Source organism: Kluyvera sp. Awk 3, from assembly GCF_028069715.1.
GTDB classification, from domain to species: Bacteria; Pseudomonadota; Gammaproteobacteria; order Enterobacterales; family Enterobacteriaceae; genus Kluyvera; species Kluyvera georgiana_A.
This window is the reverse complement of sequence record NZ_JANEWH010000066.1, coordinates 1-25649: the sequence shown is the minus strand read 5'-3', so window position 1 is coordinate 25649 and position 25649 is coordinate 1. Positions and strand designations below refer to the sequence as shown.

General features: G+C 58.9%; 25 protein-coding genes. 11 read left to right on the top strand and 14 right to left on the bottom strand.

Translation table 11 applies throughout. The features are described 5' to 3' along the window. Positions 1-158: 158 nt before the first annotated feature. Both hemB and NNN71_RS14610 read left to right on the top strand, forming a co-directional pair. Complete coding sequence (hemB, locus tag NNN71_RS14615; protein ID WP_163445875.1) at positions 159-1133, top strand: porphobilinogen synthase; 975 nt, start codon at positions 159-161, stop codon at positions 1131-1133. Between the two features lie 111 nt (positions 1134-1244). Continuing rightward, the gene (locus NNN71_RS14610) at positions 1245-2951 is read left to right on the top strand and encodes a lysophospholipid acyltransferase family protein (RefSeq protein ID WP_271458789.1); all 1707 of its coding nucleotides are present in this window, start codon (positions 1245-1247) and stop codon (positions 2949-2951) included. A 41-nt stretch (positions 2952-2992) separates the two neighbouring features. Here the strand turns inward: NNN71_RS14610 and hycI are convergent, their stop codons facing one another. The 9 genes from hycI to hycA all read right to left on the bottom strand — a co-directional run bounded on the left by hycI (position 2993) and on the right by hycA (position 11010). Beyond that, entirely contained in the window at positions 2993-3466 is a 474-nt protein-coding gene (gene hycI, locus NNN71_RS14605; protein ID WP_271458788.1) for a hydrogenase maturation peptidase HycI, read from the bottom strand. 24 nt (positions 3467-3490) lie between these two features. Beyond that, positions 3491-3901, bottom strand: coding sequence for a formate hydrogenlyase maturation HycH family protein (locus NNN71_RS14600; RefSeq protein ID WP_163445873.1), 411 nt, complete (start codon positions 3899-3901; stop codon positions 3491-3493). Next, on the bottom strand, positions 3898-4665 hold the full coding sequence (locus tag NNN71_RS14595) for an NADH-quinone oxidoreductase subunit B family protein (RefSeq protein WP_271458787.1): 768 nt from the start codon (positions 4663-4665) through the stop codon (positions 3898-3900). The genes NNN71_RS14600 and NNN71_RS14595 overlap by 4 nt, the downstream gene beginning before the upstream one ends. Then, a complete protein-coding gene (locus tag NNN71_RS14590; RefSeq protein WP_064547792.1) occupies positions 4665-5207 on the bottom strand; it encodes a formate hydrogenlyase complex iron-sulfur subunit in 543 nt (180 codons plus the stop codon). The genes NNN71_RS14595 and NNN71_RS14590 overlap by 1 nt, the downstream gene beginning before the upstream one ends. A 168-nt stretch (positions 5208-5375) precedes the next feature. Beyond that, a complete protein-coding gene (gene hycE / locus NNN71_RS14585) occupies positions 5376-7085 on the bottom strand; it encodes a formate hydrogenlyase subunit HycE (RefSeq protein ID WP_163447251.1) in 1710 nt (569 codons plus the stop codon). 16 nt (positions 7086-7101) lie between these two features. Then, entirely contained in the window at positions 7102-8025 is a 924-nt protein-coding gene (locus tag NNN71_RS14580; protein ID WP_271458786.1) for a respiratory chain complex I subunit 1 family protein, read from the bottom strand. A gap of 2 nt (positions 8026-8027) precedes the next feature. Then, the gene (gene hycC, locus NNN71_RS14575; protein ID WP_271458785.1) at positions 8028-9854 is read right to left on the bottom strand and encodes a formate hydrogenlyase subunit 3; all 1827 of its coding nucleotides are present in this window, start codon (positions 9852-9854) and stop codon (positions 8028-8030) included. Then, positions 9851-10459, bottom strand: coding sequence for a 4Fe-4S dicluster domain-containing protein (locus tag NNN71_RS14570; RefSeq protein WP_163447245.1), 609 nt, complete (start codon positions 10457-10459; stop codon positions 9851-9853). The genes hycC and NNN71_RS14570 overlap by 4 nt, the downstream gene beginning before the upstream one ends. Before the next feature lie 83 nt (positions 10460-10542). Further along, positions 10543-11010 (bottom strand): formate hydrogenlyase regulator HycA, encoded by a 468-nt coding sequence (gene hycA, locus NNN71_RS14565; RefSeq protein WP_064547782.1) that lies wholly within the window; start codon positions 11008-11010, stop codon positions 10543-10545. Positions 11011-11225: 215 nt separating this feature from the next. Between hycA and hypA the strand changes: the two genes are divergently transcribed. From hypA to NNN71_RS14520, 9 genes are all read left to right on the top strand, one after another. Then, entirely contained in the window at positions 11226-11576 is a 351-nt protein-coding gene (hypA, locus tag NNN71_RS14560) for a hydrogenase maturation nickel metallochaperone HypA (RefSeq protein WP_064547780.1), read from the top strand. Positions 11577-11579: 3 nt separating this feature from the next. Then, positions 11580-12452, top strand: a complete 873-nt coding sequence (hypB, locus tag NNN71_RS14555; protein ID WP_167576562.1) for a hydrogenase nickel incorporation protein HypB — start codon at positions 11580-11582, stop codon at positions 12450-12452. Continuing rightward, positions 12443-12715, top strand: coding sequence for a HypC/HybG/HupF family hydrogenase formation chaperone (locus tag NNN71_RS14550; RefSeq protein ID WP_064547776.1), 273 nt, complete (start codon positions 12443-12445; stop codon positions 12713-12715). The genes hypB and NNN71_RS14550 overlap by 10 nt, the downstream gene beginning before the upstream one ends. Continuing rightward, positions 12715-13836: a hydrogenase formation protein HypD gene (gene hypD / locus NNN71_RS14545; protein WP_167576564.1), complete on the top strand. Its 1122-nt coding sequence runs from the start codon at positions 12715-12717 to the stop codon at positions 13834-13836. Before NNN71_RS14550 ends, hypD begins: the two co-directional genes overlap by 1 nt. After that, positions 13833-14843 carry a hydrogenase expression/formation protein HypE gene (gene hypE, locus NNN71_RS14540; protein ID WP_223804005.1) on the top strand — a complete coding sequence of 337 codons (1011 nt, stop codon included), beginning with the start codon at positions 13833-13835 and terminating at the stop codon, positions 14841-14843. The genes hypD and hypE overlap by 4 nt, the downstream gene beginning before the upstream one ends. Before the next feature lie 76 nt (positions 14844-14919). After that, on the top strand, positions 14920-17001 hold the full coding sequence (gene flhA, locus NNN71_RS14535; protein ID WP_064547770.1) for a formate hydrogenlyase transcriptional activator FlhA: 2082 nt from the start codon (positions 14920-14922) through the stop codon (positions 16999-17001). A gap of 225 nt (positions 17002-17226) precedes the next feature. Continuing rightward, positions 17227-18162 carry an alpha/beta hydrolase gene (locus NNN71_RS14530; protein ID WP_163447235.1) on the top strand — a complete coding sequence of 312 codons (936 nt, stop codon included), beginning with the start codon at positions 17227-17229 and terminating at the stop codon, positions 18160-18162. A gap of 238 nt (positions 18163-18400) precedes the next feature. Further along, positions 18401-20698, top strand: coding sequence for a formate C-acetyltransferase (locus tag NNN71_RS14525; RefSeq protein WP_271458784.1), 2298 nt, complete (start codon positions 18401-18403; stop codon positions 20696-20698). Next, complete coding sequence (locus NNN71_RS14520) at positions 20664-21539, top strand: [formate-C-acetyltransferase]-activating enzyme (protein ID WP_271458783.1); 876 nt, start codon at positions 20664-20666, stop codon at positions 21537-21539. Before NNN71_RS14525 ends, NNN71_RS14520 begins: the two co-directional genes overlap by 35 nt. 36 nt (positions 21540-21575) lie before the next feature. Here NNN71_RS14520 and tauD read toward each other — a convergent pair whose 3' ends face one another. From tauD to NNN71_RS14495, 5 genes are all read right to left on the bottom strand, one after another. After that, entirely contained in the window at positions 21576-22427 is an 852-nt protein-coding gene (gene tauD, locus NNN71_RS14515; protein ID WP_163447229.1) for a taurine dioxygenase, read from the bottom strand. Beyond that, entirely contained in the window at positions 22424-23251 is an 828-nt protein-coding gene (gene tauC / locus NNN71_RS14510; protein WP_249022252.1) for a taurine ABC transporter permease TauC, read from the bottom strand. The genes tauD and tauC overlap by 4 nt, the downstream gene beginning before the upstream one ends. Continuing rightward, complete coding sequence (gene tauB / locus NNN71_RS14505) at positions 23248-24015, bottom strand: taurine ABC transporter ATP-binding subunit (protein ID WP_065358024.1); 768 nt, start codon at positions 24013-24015, stop codon at positions 23248-23250. Before tauB ends, tauC begins: the two co-directional genes overlap by 4 nt. 10 nt (positions 24016-24025) lie before the next feature. Further along, positions 24026-24991, bottom strand: coding sequence for a taurine ABC transporter substrate-binding protein (gene tauA / locus NNN71_RS14500; RefSeq protein ID WP_271458782.1), 966 nt, complete (start codon positions 24989-24991; stop codon positions 24026-24028). Between the two features lie 437 nt (positions 24992-25428). Continuing rightward, positions 25429-25649: EAL domain-containing protein (locus NNN71_RS14495; protein WP_271458781.1), on the bottom strand; the 221-nt coding region annotated here is incomplete at its 5' end.

Below are 25649 nucleotides of genomic sequence, written 5' to 3'. Positions count from 1 at the left end.
ATTAAGTATTCATTCCACTCATGAGGTATTAAGCAATATCCGTTCGTCGCGTTCCATGCCGCCTGGCCGTACGATGAGCATAACCACCACTTTAGTAAAACATCTTTACCCTGATTCGGTTACAATAGTGGTCTTATTTCACAAACATCAGGCATACCATGACAGACTTACTCCATCGCCCCCGTCGCCTGCGCAAATCCGCTGCGCTGCGCGCCATGTTTGAAGAGACAACACTGAGCTTAAACGACCTGGTGTTGCCGATCTTTGTTGAAGAAGAAATCAACGATTACAAAGCCATCGAGGCCATGCCGGGCGTGATGCGCATTCCAGAAAAACATCTGGCGCGCGAAATTGAACGCATTGCTAACGCCGGTATCCGCTCGGTGATGACCTTTGGCATCTCTCACCACACCGACGCCACCGGCAGCGATGCCTGGAAAGAAGACGGTCTGGTGGCGCGTATGTCGCGCATCTGCAAACAAACCGTACCGGAAATGATTGTCATGTCCGATACCTGCTTCTGCGAATACACCTCTCACGGCCACTGTGGCGTGCTGTGCGATCACGGCGTGGACAACGATCTGACGCTGGCTAACCTCGGCAAACAGGCGGTGGTTGCGGCGGCGGCGGGTGCCGACTTTATCGCCCCTTCCGCGGCGATGGACGGCCAGGTGCAGGCTATTCGCCAGGCGCTGGACGCGGCGGGCTTCACCGATACCGCGATCATGTCCTACTCCACCAAATTCGCCTCCTCCTTCTACGGCCCGTTCCGTGAAGCGGCCGGCACCGCGCTGAAAGGCGATCGCAAAACCTATCAGATGAACCCGATGAACCGCCGCGAGGCGATTCGCGAATCACTGCTCGACGAAGCCCAGGGCGCCGACTGCCTGATGGTCAAACCGGCGGGCGCCTATCTCGATATCCTGCGCGATATCCGTGAACGCACCGAGCTGCCGATTGGCGCCTACCAGGTCAGCGGCGAGTACGCGATGATTAAGTTTGCCGCACAGGCCGGCGCTATTGACGAAGAGAAAGTGGTGCTGGAAAGCCTCGGCGCCATCAAACGCGCGGGCGCGGACCTCATCTTCAGCTACTTCGCCCTCGATTTAGCCGAGAAGAAAATTCTGCGTTAATCCCCCCAACGCCCCGCAATGCGGGGCGTTTTGTCATAAAACGTCACCAAACTGCCATCTAACCGACATCTCCCCCTTCTACTGTCACAGCAGGACAGAGGAGGAGCCACTATGTTTAGTCTCGACAATGTCATCGACGACCTGTGGCCAGAGGCGAGGCCCGCCCCCTGGCAAAAGAGCGTGCTGAGAAAACTGCTGCATGAAGAAGAGTTTCAACAATTCGCGGCACGCCACCGTCACCTGAAAGGGCTGGATACCGTCGAACAGGTGCTGGAATACCTCAATATCCACTGCGATCTCCCACTACGCAGTCTCGAACAAATCCCCGAACAAGGTCCGCTGGTGATCATCGCTAACCATCCTACCGGCACGCTTGATGGTCTGGCCCTGCTCTACGCCGTTTCCCGCGTGCGCCGCGACGTTAAAGTGGTCACCAACCGGATGCTGACGCACCTTGAACCGCTTAGCTCATTGTTTATTCCGGTGGACAATATCAACGGTCGCACCGCTAAAGCCGCGCTCCAGCAAATGGACAGCCAGTTGCAAAACGGCGGCGTGCTGATTTTCTTCCCGGCAGGCGAAGTGTCGCGCCTGACGCGTCGCGGCATTCGCGATAAAAAATGGCACTCCGGTTTTATCAAGCTGGCGGCGAAATACCGCGCCCCGCTGCTGCCAGCGTGGATTGATGCGCGCAACAGTGCGCTGTTTTACGCCAGCACGCTGATGTCGCAAAACCTGCCGCTGCTGCTACTGATGCAGCAGATGTTCCGTCGCCGTAACAGCAGCCTGCCGTTAACGCTTGGTGAACAAATTTCGTGGTCCGCCTGGTTTAATCCGCAGTCCACGCCGCGTGAAATGACAGACCGGTGCTATCGCCACGTCCAGCGGTTAGGCAAAGGGCTGCCGGGCCTATTCAAAACCGAAAGCGCGATTGCTCGCCCGGAGGCGCGCGCGTTGCTTAAGCGCGAGTTCAACCAGGCGGAATGTCTGGGGCGCACGGCGGACGGGAAAATGATCTATTTATGGCAACGTAACGGCCAGGAAGATGCGCCGCTGCTGCGCGAACTGGGCCGTTTGCGTGAAATCGCCTTCCGCGCAGTCGGTGAAGGTAGCGGCAAACGCCGCGACGTTGACGGTTATGACGACGACTATCTGCATCTGATTCTATGGGATGAAGAAGATCTGGAAATCGTCGGCGCCTACCGCTTTATCCCTACCGCCATGCAGCTGGAAAAACGTGGGCTGGACGGCATCTACAGCTATAGTCTGTTCCACTACGATGAGCGGATGGATGATATTCTGCAACACGGTATTGAACTGGGACGCAGCTTCATTCAGCCGCGCTACTGGGGACGCCGTGGGCTGGACTACCTGTGGTCCGGCATCGGCGCGTATCTGGCGCGCTATCCGCACTACCGTTACCTGTTCGGTCCGGTCTCTATCTCCGGTGGGATGCCACCGGCGGCGCGCGACCTGCTGGTTGCCTTCTACCGCCTGTGGTTTCCGGCAACGCATCCGCTGGCAGAATCGCGCCGCCCGTACCCGGCGTCGTTACCCGACGTGCTGGCGCGGTTTAGCGGCGAAGATTATAGCGAAGACCTGACCCGGCTAAAGTCCCTGCTCGGCAACCTTGGCTGCGGCATTCCGCCGCTCTACAAACAATATTCCGAAGTCTGCGAACCGGGCGGCGTACAGTTTATCGATTTTGGCAGCGACCCGGACTTTAACAACTGCGTGGATGGGTTGGTACTGGTGGACTTAACCTATCTGAAGGCCAATCGCTATCAGCGCTACATTGCCGCACATCTGGGTGAATAGAGCCCTCTCCGGACCGGGAGAGGGCCAGGATGAGGAGCGGATTACGCCTCATCCTCCGCTTCCAGCTGCGCAAAGCCGCCGTGCCCCTGCCAGCCTTCGAGCCGTTGATACACCACTTCGACCGCGTCTTTAATCGCCTCGGTCATCGGGTAATAGAAGCCGACGATATCCGGCTGAATGCCGAGGAAAACCACCTCACCCACGTCATCTTTCAGCTGATCCACCAGGTAGTTCAGTGGCATATTATGGGTGGTCATCATAAATATCTCGGCGATATCGTCCGGATCGATGATGCGGATCTCGCCGGGATTCAGCCCCATGTCGGTGGCGTCGACAATCAGCAGACGATCGGGATTCAGCTCGCGGATCGCGACGATGTCGTTTTCCGGCGCGCTGCCGCCGTCAATCACCACCCACGCCCCTTTCGGTTGGGCGAGGCACTTTTCCGCCAGCAGCGGGCCCGCGCCGTCATCGCCCATCATGCTGTTGCCGACACAGAGTAAAACGTCAGTCATGTTCATTCCTCAATCTTGCAAAAATCAGTCACGCAGGCGACGCACCATCAGATAGATGGCGCTCTCCTGATGAATCGCGTGCAGCATATTGAGCATGGCCTGACTCCACTCCTGCTGCTGCGTGGTTTGTACGGCGCGCGCTTTATCAAAGGCGTGGGCCAGCATCGACACATGGTTGCTGTCGATAACAATCTCACCGTACTTCGGCACGCCTTCCATTTTACGTCGCGCCGTACTGCCCTCTTCCAGGGTGGCGATCCACGCCCGGTAGTCGTCCCACGGGCAGGTCAGCGCGGCTTCGAGGCAGTCGATGACCCCGAGGTGGTGGCCAATCGCCAGGCTGTAATAGACAACCTGCTGCGCCTCGTCGGGCGTCGCATCGTTCTCATCAATAAATTTACGGCTCAGTTGACTGAACACCACCTGTTCGCTCATCGAATACGTGCCTCTTCTACTACATGGTTAAGCTGCGTGACGATTTCCGTCAGACGCGGATCGTTTTCCGTCTCCAGCCACTGCTGAACCTGGGTATCCCCCTGGCCCAGACGCAGCATATAGTCGTCGGCAATCTGACGACCGTAGCGATAGCCCGCCAGACGGCGCGCGGCGCGGTCAACCTGCACACGCAGCGGTTGGACCATGTCCGGATGCAGCAGTTGCGCAGGCTGGGCGTCCAGCTCACCCGGCGCGCGGGCGTGGATTTTCTGCTCCAGCAGGCCCAGCGCCATGGCAAAGCCGTACAGCGTCGCCGCAGGCGTCGGAGGGCAACCCGGAATATACACGTCTACCGGTACGATTTTGTCGGTGCCGCCCCAAACGCAGTACAGGTCATGGAAGATACCACCGCTGTTGCCGCACGCGCCGTAGGAGATACAGATTTTCGGATCCGGCGCAGACTGCCAGGCGCGCAGCGCCGGCGAACGCATGGCGCGAGTCACCGCCCCGGTGAACAGCAGAATGTCGGCATGACGCGGCGACGGCACCACTTTAATGCCAAAACGTTCGGCGTCGAACAGCGGCGAAAGCGTCGCAAAAATTTCAATCTCGCAGCCGTTACAGCCGCCGCAGTCCACGCGGTAAACGTAGGCAGAACGTTTGATGTTTTTCAGCAGCGACGCTTTCATGCTGGCGATAGATTCCTCTACCGTCATCGGCACTGGCATGCCGTTGGCATCGCGTGGCCCTATTAAGTTGCTCATCAGATGGCCTCATTCATGTGGCGAGTCATGTCAATACGGTCGGAAGGCACCAAACATTTCTGACGCTTACATTCCGGGCACGTCTCAAAGCTTTCACGGTGATTTTCCGCGCGGCTGTCGCCGTTGTGCTTGAGCAGCGCAATGGCGTAATCAATCTCTTTTTGCACCGCAAACGGACGGTTACACACGCGGCAGTTGCAGATATCAAAGCGCGACTGCTGGAGGAAATCTTCTTTTTTCCACACCGCCAGCTCATACTCCTGCGACAGCTTAATCGCCGCCGTCGGGCACACTTCTTCGCAGCGGCCGCAGAAGATGCAGCGACCGAGGTTGAACTGCCACGCCAGCTGATTTGCGGCGCGATCGGTTTCCACCGTCAGCGCGTTCGACGGGCAGGCGTTAACGCATGCCGCGCAGCCGATGCACTGCTGCGGATTGTGTTCCGGCTTGCCGCGGAAGTTTTTATCTACCGGCATCGGCTCCAGCGGATAAGACGACGTGGTGGTGCCGGTTTTGATGACTTTTTTAATAAAGGTAAACATAGTTGCTCCCAGCTTGCGTGCGGGGTTTTCCCCTCACCCTAACCCTCTCCCTAAGGGAGAGGGGACCGATCGGCGCGGTCAGTCAGTTCGCGCTCGATCTGCCCTTTCCCCCTCGCCCCTCTGGGGAGAGGGTCGGGGTGAGGGGAAATCCCCCACGCAATGCCCCAATTATTTCAGCGGCGAGTTCTTACGCTCGATGCTGTAGCGCTCAAGCTCTTTGTACGGCACGACCTTGCTCTTCTTCTTACGCACATCGACCACAGTCATACGGTCAGTACAGGAGTAGCAAGGGTCGAGGCTGCCGATAATCAGCGGCGCATCGGACACGGTGTTGCCGCGCAGCATGTAGCGCAGAGTTGGCCAGTTGGCGTAGGTTGCCGCACGGCAGCGCCAGCGGTACAGCTTCTGGTTGTCGCCGGTCATGCTCCAGTGGATATCGTCACCACGCGGCGCTTCAGAGAAGCCCAGCGCGAAGCGGTGTGGAATGTAAGTGAAACCTTCCACCGCCAACGGGCCGCCCGGCAGGTTATCAAGGCCGTAGTCAATCATGTTCAGCGCGGTGAACACTTCGTTGATACGCACCTTCAGACGGGAGATAACGTCGCAGCCCTGCTCGCTGTGCACTTCCATCGGCAGCAGACCGTAGCCCACGAACGGGTGATCGGCGCGGGTGTCACGGGCGTGGCCGCTGGCGCGAACCATCGGGCCGACGTTGCTGAAGTCGCGGGCGATTTCCGGGTCCAGGCGGCCGATACCGACGGTGCGCTGTTCCATGTTCGGGGTGCTCAGCAGAATATCCACCAGATCCTGCACGTCGCGACGCATCTGCTGCGCCAGTTGACGGGTCTGGATCATGTCATCTTTCAGGAAGTCGCGACGGATGCCGCCAATCAGGTTCAGACCGTAGGTCTTACGCGCCCCGGTGAGGATTTCCGCCATTTTCATGGACGCTTCACGCACGCGGAAGAACTGCATAAACCCGGAGTCGAAACCGGTGAAGTGGCACGCCAGGCCAAGGTTCAGCAGGTGCGAGTGCAGACGCTCCACTTCCAGCAGGATGGCGCGAATCATCTGCGCGCGTTCCGGCACCACAATACCCATCGCGTTCTCGACGGAGGTGGTGTAGGCGGTGCTGTGGGCAAAGCCGCAGATGCCGCACACACGGTCGGACAGGAAGGTTACTTCGTTATAACCCATGCGGGTTTCCGCCAGTTTTTCCATGCCACGGTGGACATAGAACAGACGGTAGTCGGCGTCGATGATATTCTCGCCGTCAACGAACAGACGGAAGTGGCCCGGTTCATCGGAGGTGACGTGCAGCGGGCCAATCGGCACCACGTTGTTCTTCTTGCTGCCCAGCTCGTTGATGAACTCGTAGGTTTCCGCGTCGGTGGTCGGCGCCGGACGCTGACGGTAGTCCATGCTGTCTTTACGCAGCGGATACAGCTCGTCCGGCCAATCATCCGGCAGCACCAGACGACGCTCGTCCGGCAGGCCGACCGGGATCAGACCGTACATGTCGCGCACTTCACGCTCACCCCAAACGGCAGCAGGCACGCGCGGCGTGACCGACGGGTATTCCGGTTTATTGGCGTCCACTTCCACGCGCACGGTGATCCAGCACTTAGTGCCTTTCTCCATCGACAGCACGTAGTAAACCGCATAGTGTCCGTTCAGTTTACGTTCATCGTTGCCGAACAGCACCGACAGCCAGCCGCCCTGCTGGTAGTAAAGAAACTCGACGACTTCCGGCAGGTAGTTCACCTTTACGGTAATCGTTAACTGGTCTTTGGTCTGCCAGGCTTCGTCCAGCACCACGCCCGGGAAGGCCTGGTGCAGCGCAGCGAGGTAGTGTTGACCCACTTTTTCTTCAGACATGCTCAAAACTCTCTTATCACGCCACCAGCAAGGAGACGAAGGCTAAAAAGGCTAAACCGAACCCGGTCCAGGTGATACGACCGGTAATATCCAGACGCAGACGCGCCATGCTGTTTTCGAACAGGGCGATAATCAGCACGCCGACCACCAGCTTGACGATGGCGGCAATCACGGCAATCACCAGGCCACCGATGCTAAAGCTGGTCATCTGGCCCCACGGGATAAAGACGCCAACGAACATCTGCAGCACCACCAGCTGTTTCAGGCTGATGCCCCACTTCAGCACGCCGAAGCCGCTGCCGCTGTACTCGGAGAGCGGGCCTTCCTGCAGCTCCTGCTCCGCTTCCGCTAAGTCGAACGGCAGTTTGCCCATTTCGATAAAGGTGGCGAAGGCACAGGCGCAGAAGGCCAGCGCCAGCGGAATGCTGCGGCTGACCGGCCAATGGTAAAGGGTGTCGGTGATATTGCTGATGTGCGTTGAACCGGCCACCAGCGCGGCGACCCACAGGCCGAGCAGCAGAATCGGCTCCACCAGCACGCCGAGCATCGCTTCACGGCTGGCGCCAATGGCGGTAAACGGGCTACCGGTGTCGAGACCGGCAATCGCGAAGAAGAAACGCGCAACGGCAAACAGATAGATCAGGGTAATCAGGTCACCCAGACCCGGCAGCGGCGAGGCTACGGTCACCACCGGCAGCGCGGTGGCGATGGTCAGCATTACGCCAACCATCACAAACGGCGTCAGACGGAAGACCCAGCCGGAAGCGTCCGGGCCAACGCTCTGACGGCCCAGCAGTTTGATGATGTCGCGATACTCCTGCATCACGCCCGGCCCGCGACGGTTATGCAACCGTGCGCGCAGCACGCGGGTAATACCGGAGAGCAGCGGCGCGACGGCGAACAGCACCAGCGCCTGCAATAAAGCAAATAAGACCGTCATGTTCAGGCTCCTCGAGAGATGACAATCACGACCAGCACCGCCAGTTCAACCAGCGCCAGACGTTGCAGCAGCAGCGGCGCCGCCGCATTCTGCCAGCCCGGTACCAAAGAGACCGGGTTGAGCCATTTACGCAGTTTGAGTACCGGGGCAAAGGCTTGTTTCACCGGCATCGCAAAACCGTGCGCGGTAATCACCATTGACTGTTCGTGGTCGTAGCCACAGACCCACGCCGCGCCGCGAGAACGGCTTGGCAGGCGGTTGCCTTTGAGCAGCGCCAGAATGATGAACGGCAGCAGCGGGCAGGCAATCAGCAGCAGGGTAATCATCGGCTGAGAAACCACGGTATGCGCGGTCGCCATCGGCAGCGGCACGGCAGTACTCAGCAGCGGCAGCAGCCACGGTGCGGCGACACCGCCCACGATGCACAGCAGCGCCATCACTACGGTGCTAATTGCCATCAGCAGCGGCGCGCAGCAGGCGTTTTCTGCCTCTTTAGTACGCGGTGCGCCAAGGAAGGTGACGCCGTAGACTTTCGCCATACACATCACCGCCAGCGCGCCGGTAATCGCCAGGCCAACGGCCAGCAACGGCCCCAGCAGACGACCAATAAACGCCCCGCTGGTGCTCAGTTTGAAGAAGGACTGATAGATAACCCACTCACCGGCAAAGCCGTTCAGCGGCGGCAGCGCAGCCATCGCCATCAGGCCCACCAGCATCGCCAGCGAGATCATCGGCATACGCTTGCCAATCCCGCCCAGCTTTTCGATGTCGCGATGGCCGGTACGGAACCAGACCGCCCCCGCGCCGAGGAACAGCGTGGTTTTAAACAGGCTATGGTTAAGCAGATGGTACAGACCACCGACCAGGCCCAGCGCCACCATCACCGGCTGTTGCAGCGCCAGACCGGTGACGCCAACGCCCAGACCCAGCAGGATAATGCCGATGTTTTCCAGAGTGTGGTACGCCAGCAGGCGCTGAATGTTGTGCTCCATCAGCGCGTACAATCCGCCGACAAACGCGGTGATCATCCCCAGCACCAACAGGGCAATGCCCCACCACAGCGGCTGAGCATCTCCCAGCAGCGAGACGGTGAGAATGCCGAGCAGACCCACTTTCATCACCACGGTCGAAAACAGCGCGGCGGCCGGTGCGCTGGCATTAGCATGCGCCGAAGGCACCCAACCGTGCAGCGGGATAATGCCCGCCAACAGGCCAAAGCCCAGCACGCACAGCCCCCAAATGTCAGAACCGACCGGCAGTTGCTGCGCACGTTCGTTCAGCAGCACCAGATCCAGCGTACCGTAACGCTGCCACAGCAGCAGGCAGGCAATCGCCAGCAGAATGGTGCCCAGACGGCCCAGCGCAAACCACAGTTTGCCGGAGGAGGCGCAGCCGGTAAGGAACGCGCCGCACAGCGCCATAATTTCCGCCATCACCACCAGCGAGCCGAAGCCGCTGGCGACAATCGCACAGACAGCCGCCGCCAGCAGCACGTTCACCAGCAGACCGTTGTTTTTCACTTTCGGGTGGCGATGCCAGTCGATGTTGTAGAGGCTGACAAACAGTCCGCACAGGCCAAGCGCAATCAGCCAGACCGCGTTCAGCGGCGTGACCAGCACGCTGTAGTGCACCAGCGACAGATGGCCCATCACCGGAAAGGCGTGAATCAGCACCTGCACCCCGGCCAGCAGCGCGCAAACGCTGCCCAGCGCGCCGCCAATCCCGGCGATAAACCCGCTCAGCGATTTTTTAAACGACAGCAAAAAGGAGAGCACCGCGGCGAAGGCAAACCACGCCACCGCGCTATTGATTAAGGTCATCACGCTCATTTCGCCTCTCCTTGTTGCGCCTGAAACAGCGACAGATCGCCTAAATCGGTGTGGAAGGTCAGCTCACGTTTGCGTTTGCTGACGCGGGCGATATCCATGTTGTTGACCAGATGCAGCGCTTTCGTCGGACAGGTGCGGATACAGGCCGGGCCTTCCTCATCGAAATGGCACAGGTCGCATTTCACCGCGATAGCGCGTACGCCCGGTACCCAGTCCAGCAGGGTACTGACGCGAGCCGGAGCAGGCGGCGCAGGCAGCGCTTTCGGCGTGTTGGCGTTCGCCGGGATATCCAGCGGGCGGCTACCGGAAAATTCAATCGCCCCAAACGGGCAGGCGATGCCGCACAGTTTGCAGCTGACGCACAGGCTTTCGTTAAGCTGTACGACGCCATCGACGCGGTTAATGGCATTTACCGGGCATACTCCGGCGCACGGCGCGTCTTCACATTGGTGGCACAACTGTGGCGCGGATTCTTTTTCATTGAGCATTACTCTGAGCCGCGGCATCGATTGCAGGCCATGGTGGCGATGCGTTTCCGAGCAGGCTGCTTCGCAGGTGCGGCAACCGATACAGAGGGTAGAGTCAGCAATTACAAAACGATTCACCAGGTCTTCCTCAGGTGACAGTCATTTTTGACGAAATCATGCAGAGCAGGTGTCATTTCGACACCCGTCGACACACCGATAATTCAGGCGATGGAAGCCTGATGAGATTGCTGCGCCAGGCCGCCGAAATTAACCGGGCTGTCGCTCTCCAGCGCCGCATACAGGGTGTCGTATACCGGCGAAATTTTTTCCAGGTAGTGTTCCAGCACCTGCTCGCGATCGCGGATATTGATGGTGCCATCAATAAAGCCGCTGGCGTTCAGCTCGGCGCGCGCAACGCACTCTTTATTCAGGCCATCCCGCGTTTCCACGTAGTACTCAACGGTGTGGCTGTTAAAGCCGCCTGACAGGCTGACGGAGACCACAAAATGTTCGAACAGCACGAAGCTCAGCTCTTTCTCCGGTGCGCAGTTCATCGCGTGATGCAGACGCGCTTTTGACAATGTGATCCCTTGAACCAGAGAGTTACAGTACACACGCCATTGATCCTGATGGCGGCGGTGACGATCGGCGATGTAGTCGGCCTTCTCGCTAATTTCCCAAATAGTCATGTCGGTTACCCGGTTAATAGAAACAAGCCTCCTAAGCACATTTCATGCCATATTTTTAATATATTGATTTTTATTGATTTTCCAGAAATGACATGCCGCTAACGACATGTCATTTCGTCAGGGTGACATCGTCATCGACAGTCTTTCGCGACGCTTTTACATCTCTGGCATCGTTATTGCATTACGTCTGCAAGTTAAGAGAAACGGGAGGCGTTATGCACGAAATCACGCTCTGCCAGCGGGCGCTGGAAATTGTTGAACAACAGGCGATACAGAACGGCGCGAAGCGCGTGACGGGCGTCTGGATCAAGGTCGGCGCTTTTTCTTGTGTAGAGACGAGCGCAATGACCTTTTGTTTTGATCTGGTGTGCCGCGGCACGCTGGCTGAAGGCTGTAAACTCCACGTCGAAGAGCAGGAGGCGGAGTGCTGGTGCGAATCCTGCCAGCAGTATGTCCAGCTCGTGTCGGTACACGTCCGCCGTTGCCCACAGTGCAACAGCGACAACCTGCGCATCGTCGCCGACGACGGTTTACAGATTCAGCGAATTGAAATTGATCAGGAGTAAAGTATGTGTACCACCTGTGGTTGTGCCGAAGGCAACCTCTATATAGAGGGCGATGAACGTAATCCGCATTCACTGTTCCGCAGCGCCCCCTTCGCACCGGCAGGCCGTCCGGCCCTGTCGATTACCGGCGTCAGAACGCAACAATTCCAGCCGCAGGCCGCCGATAACGGCGATCTGCACTACGGCCACGGCGAAGCGGGCACTCACGCGCCGGGCATGAGCCAGCGGCGGATGCTGGAAGTCGAAATCGACGTGCTGGATAAAAACAACCAGATTGCCGCCCGCAACCGCGCGCGCTTCGCCGCCCGCGAACAGCTGGTGCTGAATCTGGTCTCCAGCCCCGGTTCCGGTAAAACCACCCTGCTCACCGAAACCCTGATGCGCCTGAAAGATCGCGTCTCCTGCGCCGTGATTGAAGGCGACCAGCAGACAGTCAACGACGCCGCGCGCATTCGCGCCACCGGCACCCCAGCGATTCAGGTCAATACCGGTAAAGGCTGCCACCTCGACGCGCAGATGATTGCCGACGCCGCGCCGCGCCTGCCGCTCGAGAGCAACGGGATTCTGTTTATTGAAAACGTCGGCAACCTGGTGTGTCCGGCGAGCTTCGACCTTGGCGAGCGCCATAAGGTTGCGGTGCTGTCGGTTACCGAAGGCGAAGACAAGCCGCTGAAATATCCGCATATGTTCGCCGCCGCCTCGGTGATGCTGCTCAATAAAGTCGACCTGTTGCCGTACCTCAACTTCGACGTTGAGAAGTGCCTCGCCTGCGCCCGTGAAGTGAATCCGGATATTGAAATCATCCTCATCTCCGCCACCAGCGGAGAAGGCATGGACACCTGGCTAAACTGGCTGGAGACGCAGCGATGTGCATAGGCATTCCGGGACAAATTTCCGCCATTGACGGCGTGCAGGCAAAAGTGGACGTCTGCGGGATCAAGCGCGACGTCGACCTGACGCTAGTCGGCGCGGTGGATGAGAACGGCGAATCGCGTATCGGCCAATGGGTGCTGGTGCACGTCGGCTTTGCCATGAGCGTCATCAATGAGGAAGAGGCGCGCGACACCCTCGCGGCGCTGGAAAATATGTTTGAAGTGGAGCCGGACGTTGGCGCCCTGCTCTTTGGCGAGGAACGGTAATGCGTTTTGTTGATGAGTACCGCGCGCCGGAACAGGTGATGCAGCTGATTGCCCACCTGAAAAACCGCGCGCAACATCTGGCTTATACCGCCGAACGCCCACTGCGCATCATGGAAGTGTGCGGCGGCCACACGCATGCGATTTTTAAATTCGGTCTCGACCAGCTGCTGCCGGAGAACATCGAATTTATCCACGGGCCGGGCTGCCCGGTGTGCGTGTTGCCGATGGGACGCATCGACACCTGTATTGAAATTGCCAGCCATCCGGAGGTCATTTTCTGCACCTTCGGCGATGCCATGCGCGTGCCGGGGAAAAACGGCTCGCTGATGCAGGCCAAATCACGCGGCGCGGATATTCGTATCGTCTATTCGCCAATGGACGCCCTCAAGCTGGCGCAGCAGAATCCGACGCGCAAAGTGGTGTTCTTTGGTCTGGGCTTTGAAACCACCATGCCGACCACCGCCATTACGCTGCAACAGGCGAAGGCGCAGAACGTCGAGAATTTCTTCTTTTTCTGCCAGCACATCACGCTGATTCCTACCCTGCGCAGCCTGCTGGATCAGCCGGATAACGGCATCGATGCGTTCCTCGCGCCGGGTCATGTCAGCATGGTGATAGGCACTCACGCCTACGGCTTTATCGCCAGCGACTATCATCGTCCGCTGGTGGTCGCGGGTTTCGAGCCGGTGGATCTGCTACAGGGCGTCAATATGCTGGTGGAGCAGAAAATTGCCGAAGAGAGCCGCGTCGAGAACCAGTATCGCCGCGTAGTGCCGAACGACGGCAACGCGCTGGCGCAAAAAGCGATTGCCGAGGTATTTACGGTCAAGGGCGACAGCGAGTGGCGCGGCCTGGGATTAATCAACGATTCTGGCGTACAGCTGACCAATGACTATCAGCGTTTTGACGCCGAAAGCCACTTTAAGCCGCAGCCTCAGCGCGTCTGCGACGACCCGCGCGCCCGCTGCGGCGACGTGCTCACCGGCCGCTGCAAACCGCACCAGTGCCCGCTGTTTGGCGCAACCTGCAATCCGCAAAGCGCGTTCGGCGCGCTGATGGTCTCGTCCGAAGGGGCGTGCGCCGCCTGGTATCAATATCGCAGTCAGGAGTCCGAAGCATGAACACTATCCAGTTAGCCCACGGCAGCGGCGGCCTGGCGATGCAACAGCTCATCGACAGCCTGTTTATGAAGGCTTTCGCCAATCCCTGGCTGGCCGAGCAAGAAGATCAGGCGCGCCTGTCGCTGGCGTCATTGACCGCGCACGGCGACCGCCTCGCGTTTTCCACCGACAGCTATGTGATTGACCCGCTGTTCTTCCCCGGCGGCAATATCGGCAAGCTGGCGATTTGCGGCACCGCCAACGACGTGGCGGTCAGCGGCGCGGTCCCCCGTTATCTCTCCTGCGGATTTATTATCGAAGAAGGTTTGCCGCTGGAGACGCTGGAAGCGGTGGTGAACACCATGGCAGAAACGGCCAAAGCGGCAGACATTGCTATCGTCACTGGCGACACCAAGGTTGTCGGTCGCGGCGCGGCGGATAAACTGTTTATCAACACCGCCGGGATGGGCGCGATTCCCGCCGACATTCATTGGGGTGCGGCAACGCTGACGCCGGGCGACGTGCTGATTGTCAGCGGCACCCTGGGCGACCACGGCGCAACCATCCTTAATCTACGTGAACAGTTAGGCCTCGATGGCGAACTGCAAAGCGACTGCGCGGTGCTCACCCCGCTGATTCAAGCTCTGCGGCCAATTGCCGGCGTCAAAGCGCTGCGCGATGCTACCCGCGGCGGCGTCAACGCGGTGGCCCACGAGTTTGCCGCCAGCTGCGGCTTTGGCGTCGAAATTCAGGAGCAGCATCTGCCGCTCAAAGACGCCGTTCGCGGCGTGTGCGAATTATTGGGGCTTGACGCGCTTAACTTTGCCAATGAAGGTAAACTGGTGATTGGCGTCAGCCGCGACGCGGCCGAAGAGGTGCTGGCCGCACTGCGCGCCCATCCTTTGGGCAGCAATGCCGCTATCATTGGCGAAGTGACCGAACGCCGGGGAGTACGCGTTGCCGGATTATACGGCGTGAAACGCACGCTGGATCTCCCTCACGCCGAGCCGCTTCCGCGAATTTGTTAACAGACCACTCAAGGTCTGCATTTTATTATTATTATTATTTATCGCACCCTATGCGGTGCAGTTATGGGCAAGTGACATGTCGTATACACCGATGGGCGATCTCGGTCAGCAAGGGCTGTTCGATATCACCCGGACTCTTCTCCAACAGCCCGATCTGGCGGCACTGAGCGAAACACTGGCGCAACTGGCGAAACAGTCTTCGCTGGCTGACAGCGCGGCGATCGTTCTGCTACAGCCGGGAAACCACCGCGCGGGCTATCACGCCACGCGTGAAGCCGGTCGGCCAATCGCTTACGAAGACGATAACCTGCTGGCAAACGGCCCGGTCCGACGCCTGCTCTCTCGTCCCGACGCGCTCCACTGTAGCTACGCTGAGTTTAGCGAAGCCTGGCCGCAACTGGCGGCCAGCGAGCTGTATCAGCCGTTTGGCCACTATTGTCTGCTGCCGCTGGCGGCGGAGGGGCGCATCTTTGGCGGCTGCGAATTTATCCGCCAGGACGACCGCCCGTGGACCGAGAAAGAGTATCAGCGTCTGCACATTTTCACGCAGATCGTCGCCGTGGTGACCGAGCAAATTCAAAGCCGGGTGACCAATAACGTCGATTACGATCTGCTGTGCCGCGAGCGCGATAACTTCCGCATTCTGGTGGCCATCACCAACGCCGTGCTGTCGCGCCTCGATATGGACGAGCTGGTTAGCGCGGTGGCGAAAGAGATTCACTACTACTTCAATATCGACGCCATCAGCGTGGTGCTGCGCAGCAACCGCAAGGGCAAACTGAATATCTACTCCACGCACTACATCGACGTTAACGATCCGGTGCACGATCAGAGCGAAGTGAACGAGTCAGGCACGCTGACCGAGCGGGTGTTCAAAAGCAAAGAGATGCTGATGCTCAACCTCAACGAGCAGGACAAACTTGCCCCGTACGAGCGCCAGCTGTTTGAGATGTGGGACGATAAAATCCAGACGCTGTGCCTGCTGCCGCTGATGTCCGGCGACCAGATGCTCGGCGTGCTGAAGCTTGCCCAGTGCGATGAAAAAGTCTTCTGCGCCGCCAACCTCAAGCTGCTTAAACAGATTGCCGAACGCGTCTCCATCGCCGTGGATAACGCCCTTGCTTATCAGGAGATCCACCGCCTGAAAGAGCGTCTGGTGGATGAAAACCTGGCGCTGACCGAACAGCTCAATAATGTCGACGGCGAGTTTGGCGAAATCATCGGTCGTAGCGAAGCGATGTTCAACGTCCTCAAGCAGGTTGAGATGGTCGCCCCAAGCGACAGTACGGTGCTGATCCTCGGTGAAACCGGCACCGGCAAAGAGCTGATTGCCCGCGCCATCCATAACCTGAGCGGCCGTAATAACCGCCGGATGGTGAAAATGAACTGCGCGGCAATGCCAGCGGGCCTGCTGGAAAGCGACCTGTTCGGCCACGAGCGCGGCGCGTTTACCGGTGCCAGCGCCCAGCGCATTGGTCGCTTCGAACTGGCGGATAAAAGCTCGCTGTTCCTTGACGAAGTGGGCGATATGCCGCTGGAACTGCAGCCGAAACTGCTGCGCGTGTTGCAGGAGCAGGAGTTTGAACGTCTGGGCAGCAACAAGCTGATCCAGACCGACGTGCGCCTGATCGCCGCCACCAACCGCGATCTCAAACAGATGGTGCTGGATCGCGAATTCCGTAGCGATCTTTACTATCGTCTCAACGTCTTCCCGATCCACCTGCCGCCGCTGCGCGAACGCCCGGAAGATATTCCGCTGCTGGTGAAGGCCTTCACCTTTAAAATCGCCCGCCGTCTGGGGCGCAATATCGACAGCATTCCGGCGGAAACGCTGCGCACGCTGAGCCAGATGGAGTGGCCAGGCAACGTACGTGAACTGGAAAACGTGATTGAACGCGCGGTGCTGCTGACCCGCGGCAGCGTATTACAGCTATCGATGCCGGAGCTGGCATTCGCGGGCGATGAGCCACAACCGGCCCCGGTGGCCGAAGCGGCGAAAGACGGCGAAGACGAATACCAGCTGATTGTTCGGGTATTGAAAGAGACCAACGGCGTGGTGGCCGGGGCCAAAGGCGCCGCACAGCGTCTCGGGCTGAAGCGCACCACGCTGCTGTCGCGCATGAAACGTCTGGGCATCGATAAAGACGCGCTGATGTAACGCCGCCCACGGCGTCGCCCCCCCGGACGGCGCCATTCAGTCCCCTCTCCCCCATGGGGAGAGGGTTAGGGTGAGGGGGCAAGCAGGGCATAAAAGAATATCCCTTTTAACGACATCGCATTCCCTCCCCATCGTTTCTTATTTTATGAAACACCGTTTTGTGAATCATTTCGCGTTCTGCAGTCTTAATGAATGATAAACAAGCGTTTTCTCCGGGAGACGCTTATGATTCGCTTACCTCTGTCCGCTACCCTTGCCCTATTATTCTCCGCGCAGACGGCCTTTGCCGCCCTGCCTGCCTTTACCATTTGGCCCGGCGGCGAAGCGCCTGGCGCTAAAAGCAGCCCGGTCAGCTACGCGCTGGTCGAACGCAGCAAAGATCCCACCCTGCCCGACCGCGCGGTCACCGGCATCCGCGCGCCGGAAATCACCGTTTATGCGCCAGAACATCCGAACGGCGTGGCGCTGCTGGTCACGCCCGGCGGCTCGTACCAGCGCGTGGTGCTGGATAAAGAAGGCAGCGATTTAGCCGCGCCGTTTAACGCCAAAGGCTACACCCTGTTCGTCATGACCTATCGTATGCCCGCTGACGGCCACGCCGAAGGAGCCAATGCACCGCTCGCCGACGCTCAGCGGGCGCTGCGTACTCTGCGCGCCCGCGCCGCCGAATGGCAGATTGATCCACACAAAATCGGCGTGATGGGTTTCTCCGCCGGTGGGCATGTCGCAGCCAGCCTTGAGACGCGCTATAGCGAGACGGTTTATGCCCCGGTCGATGAGGTCGACAAGCAGAGCGCGCGACCTGATTTCGTGGTGCTCGGCTATCCGGTCATTTCAATGGATAAGGCCATTGCCCATCCCGGCTCGCGGAAAGCGCTGATTGGCGACATGCCCAGCGCCGAGCAGATTAATCACTATTCGCCGGAGCTGAACGTCACCGCCCAGACGCCGCCGACCTTCCTGATGCACGCGGTGGACGACCCATCGGTACCGGTCGACAACTCGCTGGTGATGTTCAACGCCCTGCGTGAACATAAGGTACCGACCGAACTGCATCTGTTTGCCGAAGGCAAGCACGGGTTTGGGATTCGCGGCGCCAAAGGGCTGCCCGCCGCCGCCTGGCCGGAGCTGGCTATGAACTGGATTGCTTCGCTGCGTTAGCCGCGCCTGATGGCGCTGCGCTTATCAGGCCTACAGGTCCGCGCTGGATGTAGGCCGGATAAGGCGAAGCCGCCATCCGGCAATCTGGTTTATCACCAAGACAAAACTCAGATCTCATTTTTTCTTTTTGATCACAATAATCCAGTAAATCACCCCATTCTCTTCTGTCTCCCCGCCCCGCATTTGCCTAACGTAGAAGCCATAAAAAACGTCAGGTTAATCGCCAGGAGCCAGAAAAATGACTACCCGTATCCAGCGCCTGAAAGAGGCCCTCTTTGCCAACCCGCGCGAAATCTCCCTTGAGCGCGCCGTCCTCTACACCGAAAGCCATCGCCAGACCGAGGGCGAGCCGGTAATTATTCGCCGCGCCAAAGCCACCGCGCATATTCTCGATAAGGTTGCTATCAGCATCCGCGACGACGAGCTGATTGCCGGCAACCGCACCATCAAACCGCGTGCCGGGATCATGTCGCCAGAAATGGATCCTTACTGGCTGCTCAAAGAGTTAGATCAGTTCCCCACCCGCCCGCAGGATCGCTTCAACATCAGCGATGACAACAAGCGCCTGTACCGCGAAGAACTGTTCCCGTACTGGGAAAAGCGCTCAATGAAAGACTTCATCAACGCCCAGATGACGGACGAGGTGAAGGCCGCCGTGAGCACGCAAATTTTCAGCGTCAACCAGACCGACAAAGGTCAGGGACACATCATTATCGACTACCCGCGCCTGCTGAATAATGGCCTCGACGCGCTGGTCAACGAGATGCGCGATCACCTGCGCCAACAGCCGGATAATGATTTTTACCGCGCGGTGCTGATTCTGCTGGAAGCCTCACAGCGGCACATTCTGCGCTACGCCGTCCTCGCAGAGACGATGGCCGCGCAGTGCAGCGACCCGCAGCGCCGTCAGGAGCTGGAAACCATTGCCACGATCTCTCGCCATAACGCCATACATAAACCGGAAAACTTCGGCCAGGCCTGCCAGCTGTTCTGGTACATGAACATCATTTTGCAATATGAATCGAATGCCAGCTCCATCTCACTGGGGCGCTTTGACCAGTACATGCTGCCGTTCTGGCAGGCTTCGCTGAATCACGGCGACGATCCCGCACTTATGCAGGAGTTGCTGACGTCGCTGTGGGTGAAATGCAACGATATCGTCCTGTTACGCTCCACCAGCAGCGCCCGCTATTTTGCTGGCTTCCCGACCGGCTACACCGCCCTGCTCGGCGGGTTAACCGAAAATGGCCGCAGCGCGGTGAACGTGCTCTCCTTTGCCTGTCTGGATGCCTACCAGAACGTGCGCCTGCCGCAGCCGAACCTCGGCGTGCGGGTCAACGAACTGATCGACCGCCCGTTTCTGCGCAAAACCGCCGAGACCGTGCGCCTCGGCACCGGCATTCCGCAGATCTTCAACGACGAAGTGGTGGTTCCGGCGTTCCTTAACCGCGGCGTGTCGCTGGAAGACGCGCGCGACTACGCGGTGGTGGGCTGCGTCGAGCTGTCGATTCCAGGCCGGACCTACGGGCTACACGACATCGCCATGTTCAACCTGCTGAAAGTGATGGAAATCGTCATGCATGAGCATGAAGGCGATGAGCAAATCACCTACGACGGCCTGCTGGCGAGCATTCGCGACAAAATTCGCCACTACATTCAACTGATGGTCGAAGGCAGCAACATCTGCGATATCGGCCACCGCGACTGGGCGCCGGTGCCGCTGCTCTCTTCGTTTGTCGAAGACTGCATCGAAAAGGGCAAAGACATCACCGCTGGCGGCGCGCGCTACAACTTTTCCGGGGTGCAGGGCATTGGCATCGCCAACCTCAGCGACTCACTGCACGCCCTTAAAGGCATGGTGTTTGACCAGCAGCGCATGAGCTTTGATGAACTGCTGGCGGTGCTGAAGGCCAACTTCGCCACGCCGGAAGGGGAAAAAGTTCGCGCCCGGTTAATCAATCGCTTCGAGAAGTACGGCAACGACATCGATGATGTTGATAATATCAGCGCCGATCTGCTGCGTTTTTACTGCAAAGAGGTGGAAAAATACCGCAACCCGCGCGGCGGCCAGTTTACGCCTGGCTCTTATACCGTTTCCGCGCACGTGCCGCTGGGGTCGGTGGTGGGCGCGACGCCAGACGGACGTTTCGCCGGTGAGCAACTAGCGGACGGCGGGCTATCGCCGATGGTCGGCCAGGACGCACAGGGGCCAACGGCGGTGCTGAAATCGGTGAGCAAGCTGGATAATTACCTGCTCTCCAACGGCACGCTGCTGAACGTTAAATTCACCCCGTCAACGCTGGAAGGTGAAAGCGGCCTCAACAAGCTGGCGGATTTCCTCCACGCCTTTACCAAACTGAAATTGCAGCATATTCAGTTCAACGTGGTGAACGCCGAAACGCTGCGCGAAGCCCAGCAGCGACCGCAGGATTTCGCCGGTCTGGTGGTCCGCGTCGCGGGCTACAGCGCCTTCTTTGTCGAGCTGTCGAAGGAGATTCAGGATGACATTATCCGCCGCACCGCGCATCAGTTGTGAGGTGATTGAGACGCGCGCCGACACGGCGCGCATTTTCAACATCCAGCGCTATTCGCTTAACGATGGGCAGGGTATCCGCACGGTGGTTTTTTTCAAAGGCTGCCCGCACACCTGCCCATGGTGCGCGAATCCGGAGTCGATGTCGCCCAGGATTGAAACCGTGCGCCGGGAAAGCAAATGTCTGCACTGCGCCACCTGTCTGCAGGACGCCGAAGAGTGCCCTTCCGGCGCGTGGGAAAATATTGGCCGCGACGTGACGCTGGAGGAACTTGAACGCGAGGTGCTGAAAGACGAGGTGTTCTTTCGCGCGTCCGGCGGCGGCGTGACGCTCTCCGGCGGCGAAGTGCTGATGCAGGCCGAATTCGCCGCTCGCCTGGTACAGCGGCTGAAACAGTGGGGTATCCGTACGGCGATTGAAACCGCAGGCGATACCTCGCCGCGCCGTCTGCTGCCGCTGGCAAGAGAGTGCGATGAGGTGCTGTTCGACCTGAAAATCATGGATACCGAACGGGCCCGTACTGTCCTGAACATGAACCAACCGCGCGTGCTGGAGAACTTCCGCCTGCTGCTAAACGAAGGCATTAAGGTCATTCCGCGCCTGCCGCTGATTCCCGGCTTTACCCTTAACCGAGAAAACGTGGCGCAGATTCTGGCGTTCCTCGCGCCGCTGCCGGTGGATGTGGTGCATTTACTGCCGTTCCATCAGTACGGTGAGCCAAAGTATGCGCTGCTGGATCGCGCGTGGGTCATGGCGGGGATTCACGCGCCGGAAGCTGAGGAGATAGCGCCCATTCAGGCGATGGTTGAGCAGGCCGGGTATCGGGTTGTCATTGGCGGATAAACCGACGAAGCACCGGCCAGGCCGGTGCTGCAAGTGTTATGACGCGCGATAAAACGGCTTATCTCCCAGAATCGTCGCCCGGTGCATAATCCGCCGCTGCGGCAGATAATCGGCGTTGGCGTAGTGCTGCGTCACCCGGTTATCCCAAATCGCCACGTCGTTCGGCTGCCAGCGCCAGCGCACCTGAAATTCCGGTTTAGTCACGTGGGCAAACAGATAGCTCAGCAGCGCCTCGCTCTCTTTCTCGGTCACGTCGACAATCCGCGTGGTAAACCCTTCGTTGACGAACAGCGCCTGCTTACCGGTCACCGGATGGGTACGCACCACCGGATGCAGCAGCGGCGGGTGCTTCGCCACCGCTTCCAGCCAGCGCTGATGCTCTTCCTCGGTTTTACGATATTTGTATTCCTGGAACGATTTACGGAAATCGTGCTCGGCGCGCAGACCGCTCAGCAGTACCTTAAACGGCTCGGAGAGCGCCTCATAGGCGGCAATCCCGCTGGTCCACAGGGTGTCGCCGCCGGTCGACGGCAGCTCTTTCGCCGCCAGAATCGCCCCGGCGGGCGGCGTGTCGATAAATGTCACGTCGGTGTGCCAGTTGTCGTTATCCGGCGGATTATTGTCGTGGGTGTCCAGCACAATAATTTCTTCCACGCCCGGCGCATGCGGATACACCGGATGAATATGCAGATCGCCAAAGCGCTGGGCCAGCGCACGCTGCTGCTCGGGGGTAATCAACTGCTCACGCAGGAAGACCACCTGATGACGCAACACCGCGTGGTATAGCTGTTCGAACTGGTTGTCGCTCAGCGGACGGGTCAGATCCGCGCCGGACACCTGCGCGCCAATGTACGGCCCGAGTGGGGTAATCGCCAGACGTTCACTCATTGTACTTCTCCATGCCAGGGGGTCAGGCGACGCTGAAGCGCACGCAGACCGAGTTCCAGACCAAAAGCGATAATTGCGATCACCGCAATCCCCGCCAGCACCACGTCGGTAGCCAAAAACTCCCCGGCGGACTGCACCATAAAACCTAAGCCTCGGGTGGCGGCGATAAGCTCGGCGGCCACCAGCGTTGACCAACCCACGCCTAAACCAATGCGCAGGCCGGTTAAAATCTCCGGCAGCGCGCCGGGTAAAATCACCAGCCACAGCACCTGAGCGCGGCTGGCGCCCAACGACTGCGCGGCGCGAATGCGTACCTGTTGCGCGCTTTTCACCCCTGCCAGCGCCGACATGGCAACCGGCGCGAAAATCGCCAGATAAATCAGTAATATTTTCGACGTTTCGCCAATACCAAACCAGATAACCATCAGCGGCAGATAGGCCAGCGGCGGCACCGGGCGATACAGTTCAATAATCGGATCAAGGATGCCGCGTACTGTCGGGCTCAGACCCATCGCAATCCCCACCGGGATCCCGACGAGCGTCGCCGCCAGCAGCGCGACAAGAATACGCCCGAGGCTCGCCGCCAGATGCTGCCACAGCGTCGCGTCCATAAAGCCCTGCGGGCTGGCGATGGTCAGCAGTTTATTCAGCACCTGAACCGGCGAAGGCAGAAACAGCGGGCTAATCAGCGCTAACGCCGCCACCGCCCACCAGATAGCCAGCAGCGCCGCCAGCGTCGTCAGGCTCAGCGTCAGATGGCGTGACAAGGGCCAACGCAGCTTCGATGCACGCTGACGCGGTTTATCATTAATCACCACGCTCATGAGAAGGCCTCCCGTTGTTCGAACACCCGGCTGAGTACGTACTCGCGTTGGGCAATAAAGCGCGGATCGGACTTAATGCTGCGGCAGGATTCCCCGGCGACAAAACGACGGGCGAAGTCCAGCGACAGACGCTCCTGCACGCGGCCCGGCCCCGGCGACAGCAAAACCAGCTCGGTGGCCATAAATATCGCCTCTTCGATATCGTGAGTGATCAGCAACACTTTCTTACCCGTCTCATGCCACAGCTTCAGCAGCAACGTCTGCATTTGTTCGCGGGTAAACGCGTCAAGTGCGCCGAACGGCTCATCCAGCAGCAACAGTTGCGGATTGGCCGCCAGCGCGCGGGCAATGCCCACGCGCTGGCGCTGACCGCCGGAAAGCTGCCAGATAAAGCGCTTTTCCGCGCCCTCAAGGCCAACTTTCTTCAGCATCTGCGCGGCGGTTTCCCGACGCTCAGACTTGCTGATGCCCGCGAGCTGTAGCCCCAGCGCGACGTTATCCTGCACGTTGCGCCACGGCAGCAGCCCTTCATTCTGAAAGACCACGCCGCGATCGGCGCCCGGCCCGTCAACGCGTTTTCCGTCGAGGATGATGCTGCCGTGCTGATATGGCACAAATCCGGCAATCAGGTTCAGCAGCGTGGTCTTACCGCAGCCGGACGGCCCCAGCACCACCAACAGTTCACCGCTGTCCAGCGTGAGACTGATATCCGCCAGCGCCGGTTTACCGCCGTAGTCGGCGGACAGATGCGAGATTTGCAGCATCATGGCCTCCTTACTTCACAAAACGGTCGGTAACGTACTGGCTGTAGTCGGTCGCCACGGCGGGCACTTTGCCCTGTTCTTTGAGGAACTGCGCGGTATCGACAATCGCCTTATTCACCGGGCCATTCAGCGCCTGCGCCTGCTGGTCGGCGGTGAGATAGGTGTTGCCCTTCACCAGCCCCGGCACGTCCGCTTCCGGCACGCCGCTCAGACGCGCCAGCTTGCTGATGTTGTCGGGCTGCGCCAGCCATTTATCCGGGTTATCGATATAGCCACGCTGAGCGTCAATCGCGCTTTTGGCGAATGCCTTCACCACCTCAGGATGCTGCTCGGCAAAGTCTTTACGCACTACCCAGACGTCCAGCGTCGGTGCGCCCCATTCGCCTACTTTTGAAGAGTCGGTCAGCACGGTGCCGTCTTTTTCCAGCGCGTTCACCGCCGGTGCCCACACGTAGGCGCCATCAATGTCGCCACGCTGCCAGGCGGCAATAATCGCCGGCGGCTGCAAGTTGATAATCTGTACCTGACCCGGCTTGATGCCCCAGTGCTTGAGCGCGGCCAGCAGGCTGTAGTGGGTGGTGGAGATAAACGGCACGGCAATGCGTTTGCCAATCAAATCTTCGGGTTTAGAGATGGCCTTTTTCACCACCAGCGCTTCAGAGTTGCCAAGCTGTGAGGCCAGCAGGAAGACTTCAATCGGCACCTGCTGACTGGCGGCCACCGCCAGCGGGCTGGAACCGATATTGCCAATTTGCACATCGCCGGAAGCCAGTGCGCGCACGATGCTCGCGCCGCTGTCGAACTTACGCCAGTCCGGCTTTGCACCGCTCAGCTTTTCGAAGGTTTTATCCGCCTGCGCCACTTTGGCCGGTTCAGCGGAAGTTTGATAGGCGATAGTGACGTCCACGGCCTGCGCCTGGAAAGCCAACAGCGCCAGCGCGGCGGCGATAACGGTGAAACGCGATGCGATTGCCATAATGTCCTGCTCCCATGTCTTGTTATGTGAGCAGTATTTCCGGCGCGAGGGGGTTTGATAAAGGAATTAAAAGTGCTGGTTAATGCCAATTTGTTTTTAGAAAAAAAGCGGCAAAGGATAGTTCAGAAATGGGATTTCCCAGAAATGCCCCTGTAGCTTGCCTTCGGCTGCACACTCGCAGAACCGCGCACCAGCGCCGCATGTCACATACCGTTCCCGGCCGCAAGCGTCCGGCGCTAACAGAGCCCTACCGGGAGGCCATATAAGAAAATCGCTGATCCCCCTTAGCTATGCTCGCCAGATACTTTCTACCGTAGCGAAATTGGTTAGCAAAAATGAGTTGTGGGCTTACAATGACTTCATAATGCAACAATTAAGGGCGTCAGCTAAGTTCATGGCATATTTCATGTTACATTTATCGAGAAAAGACAGAGAAATCACCCCTTGGTTAAATCTACTTTAAGTATCTCTTTAAAATTATTAAACGGAACTGGTTTGCTATATAAATAGCCCTGCCCTAACGTAACTCCTTTAGACATCAGTTTCATTGCTTGTTCATTATCTTCAATTCCCTCTGCGATAAGAGGTATTCCCGTTGATTCAGAAAGATGAATAATATTATCCACAATATGCTCACTAACACCACCATGGGTAAGTG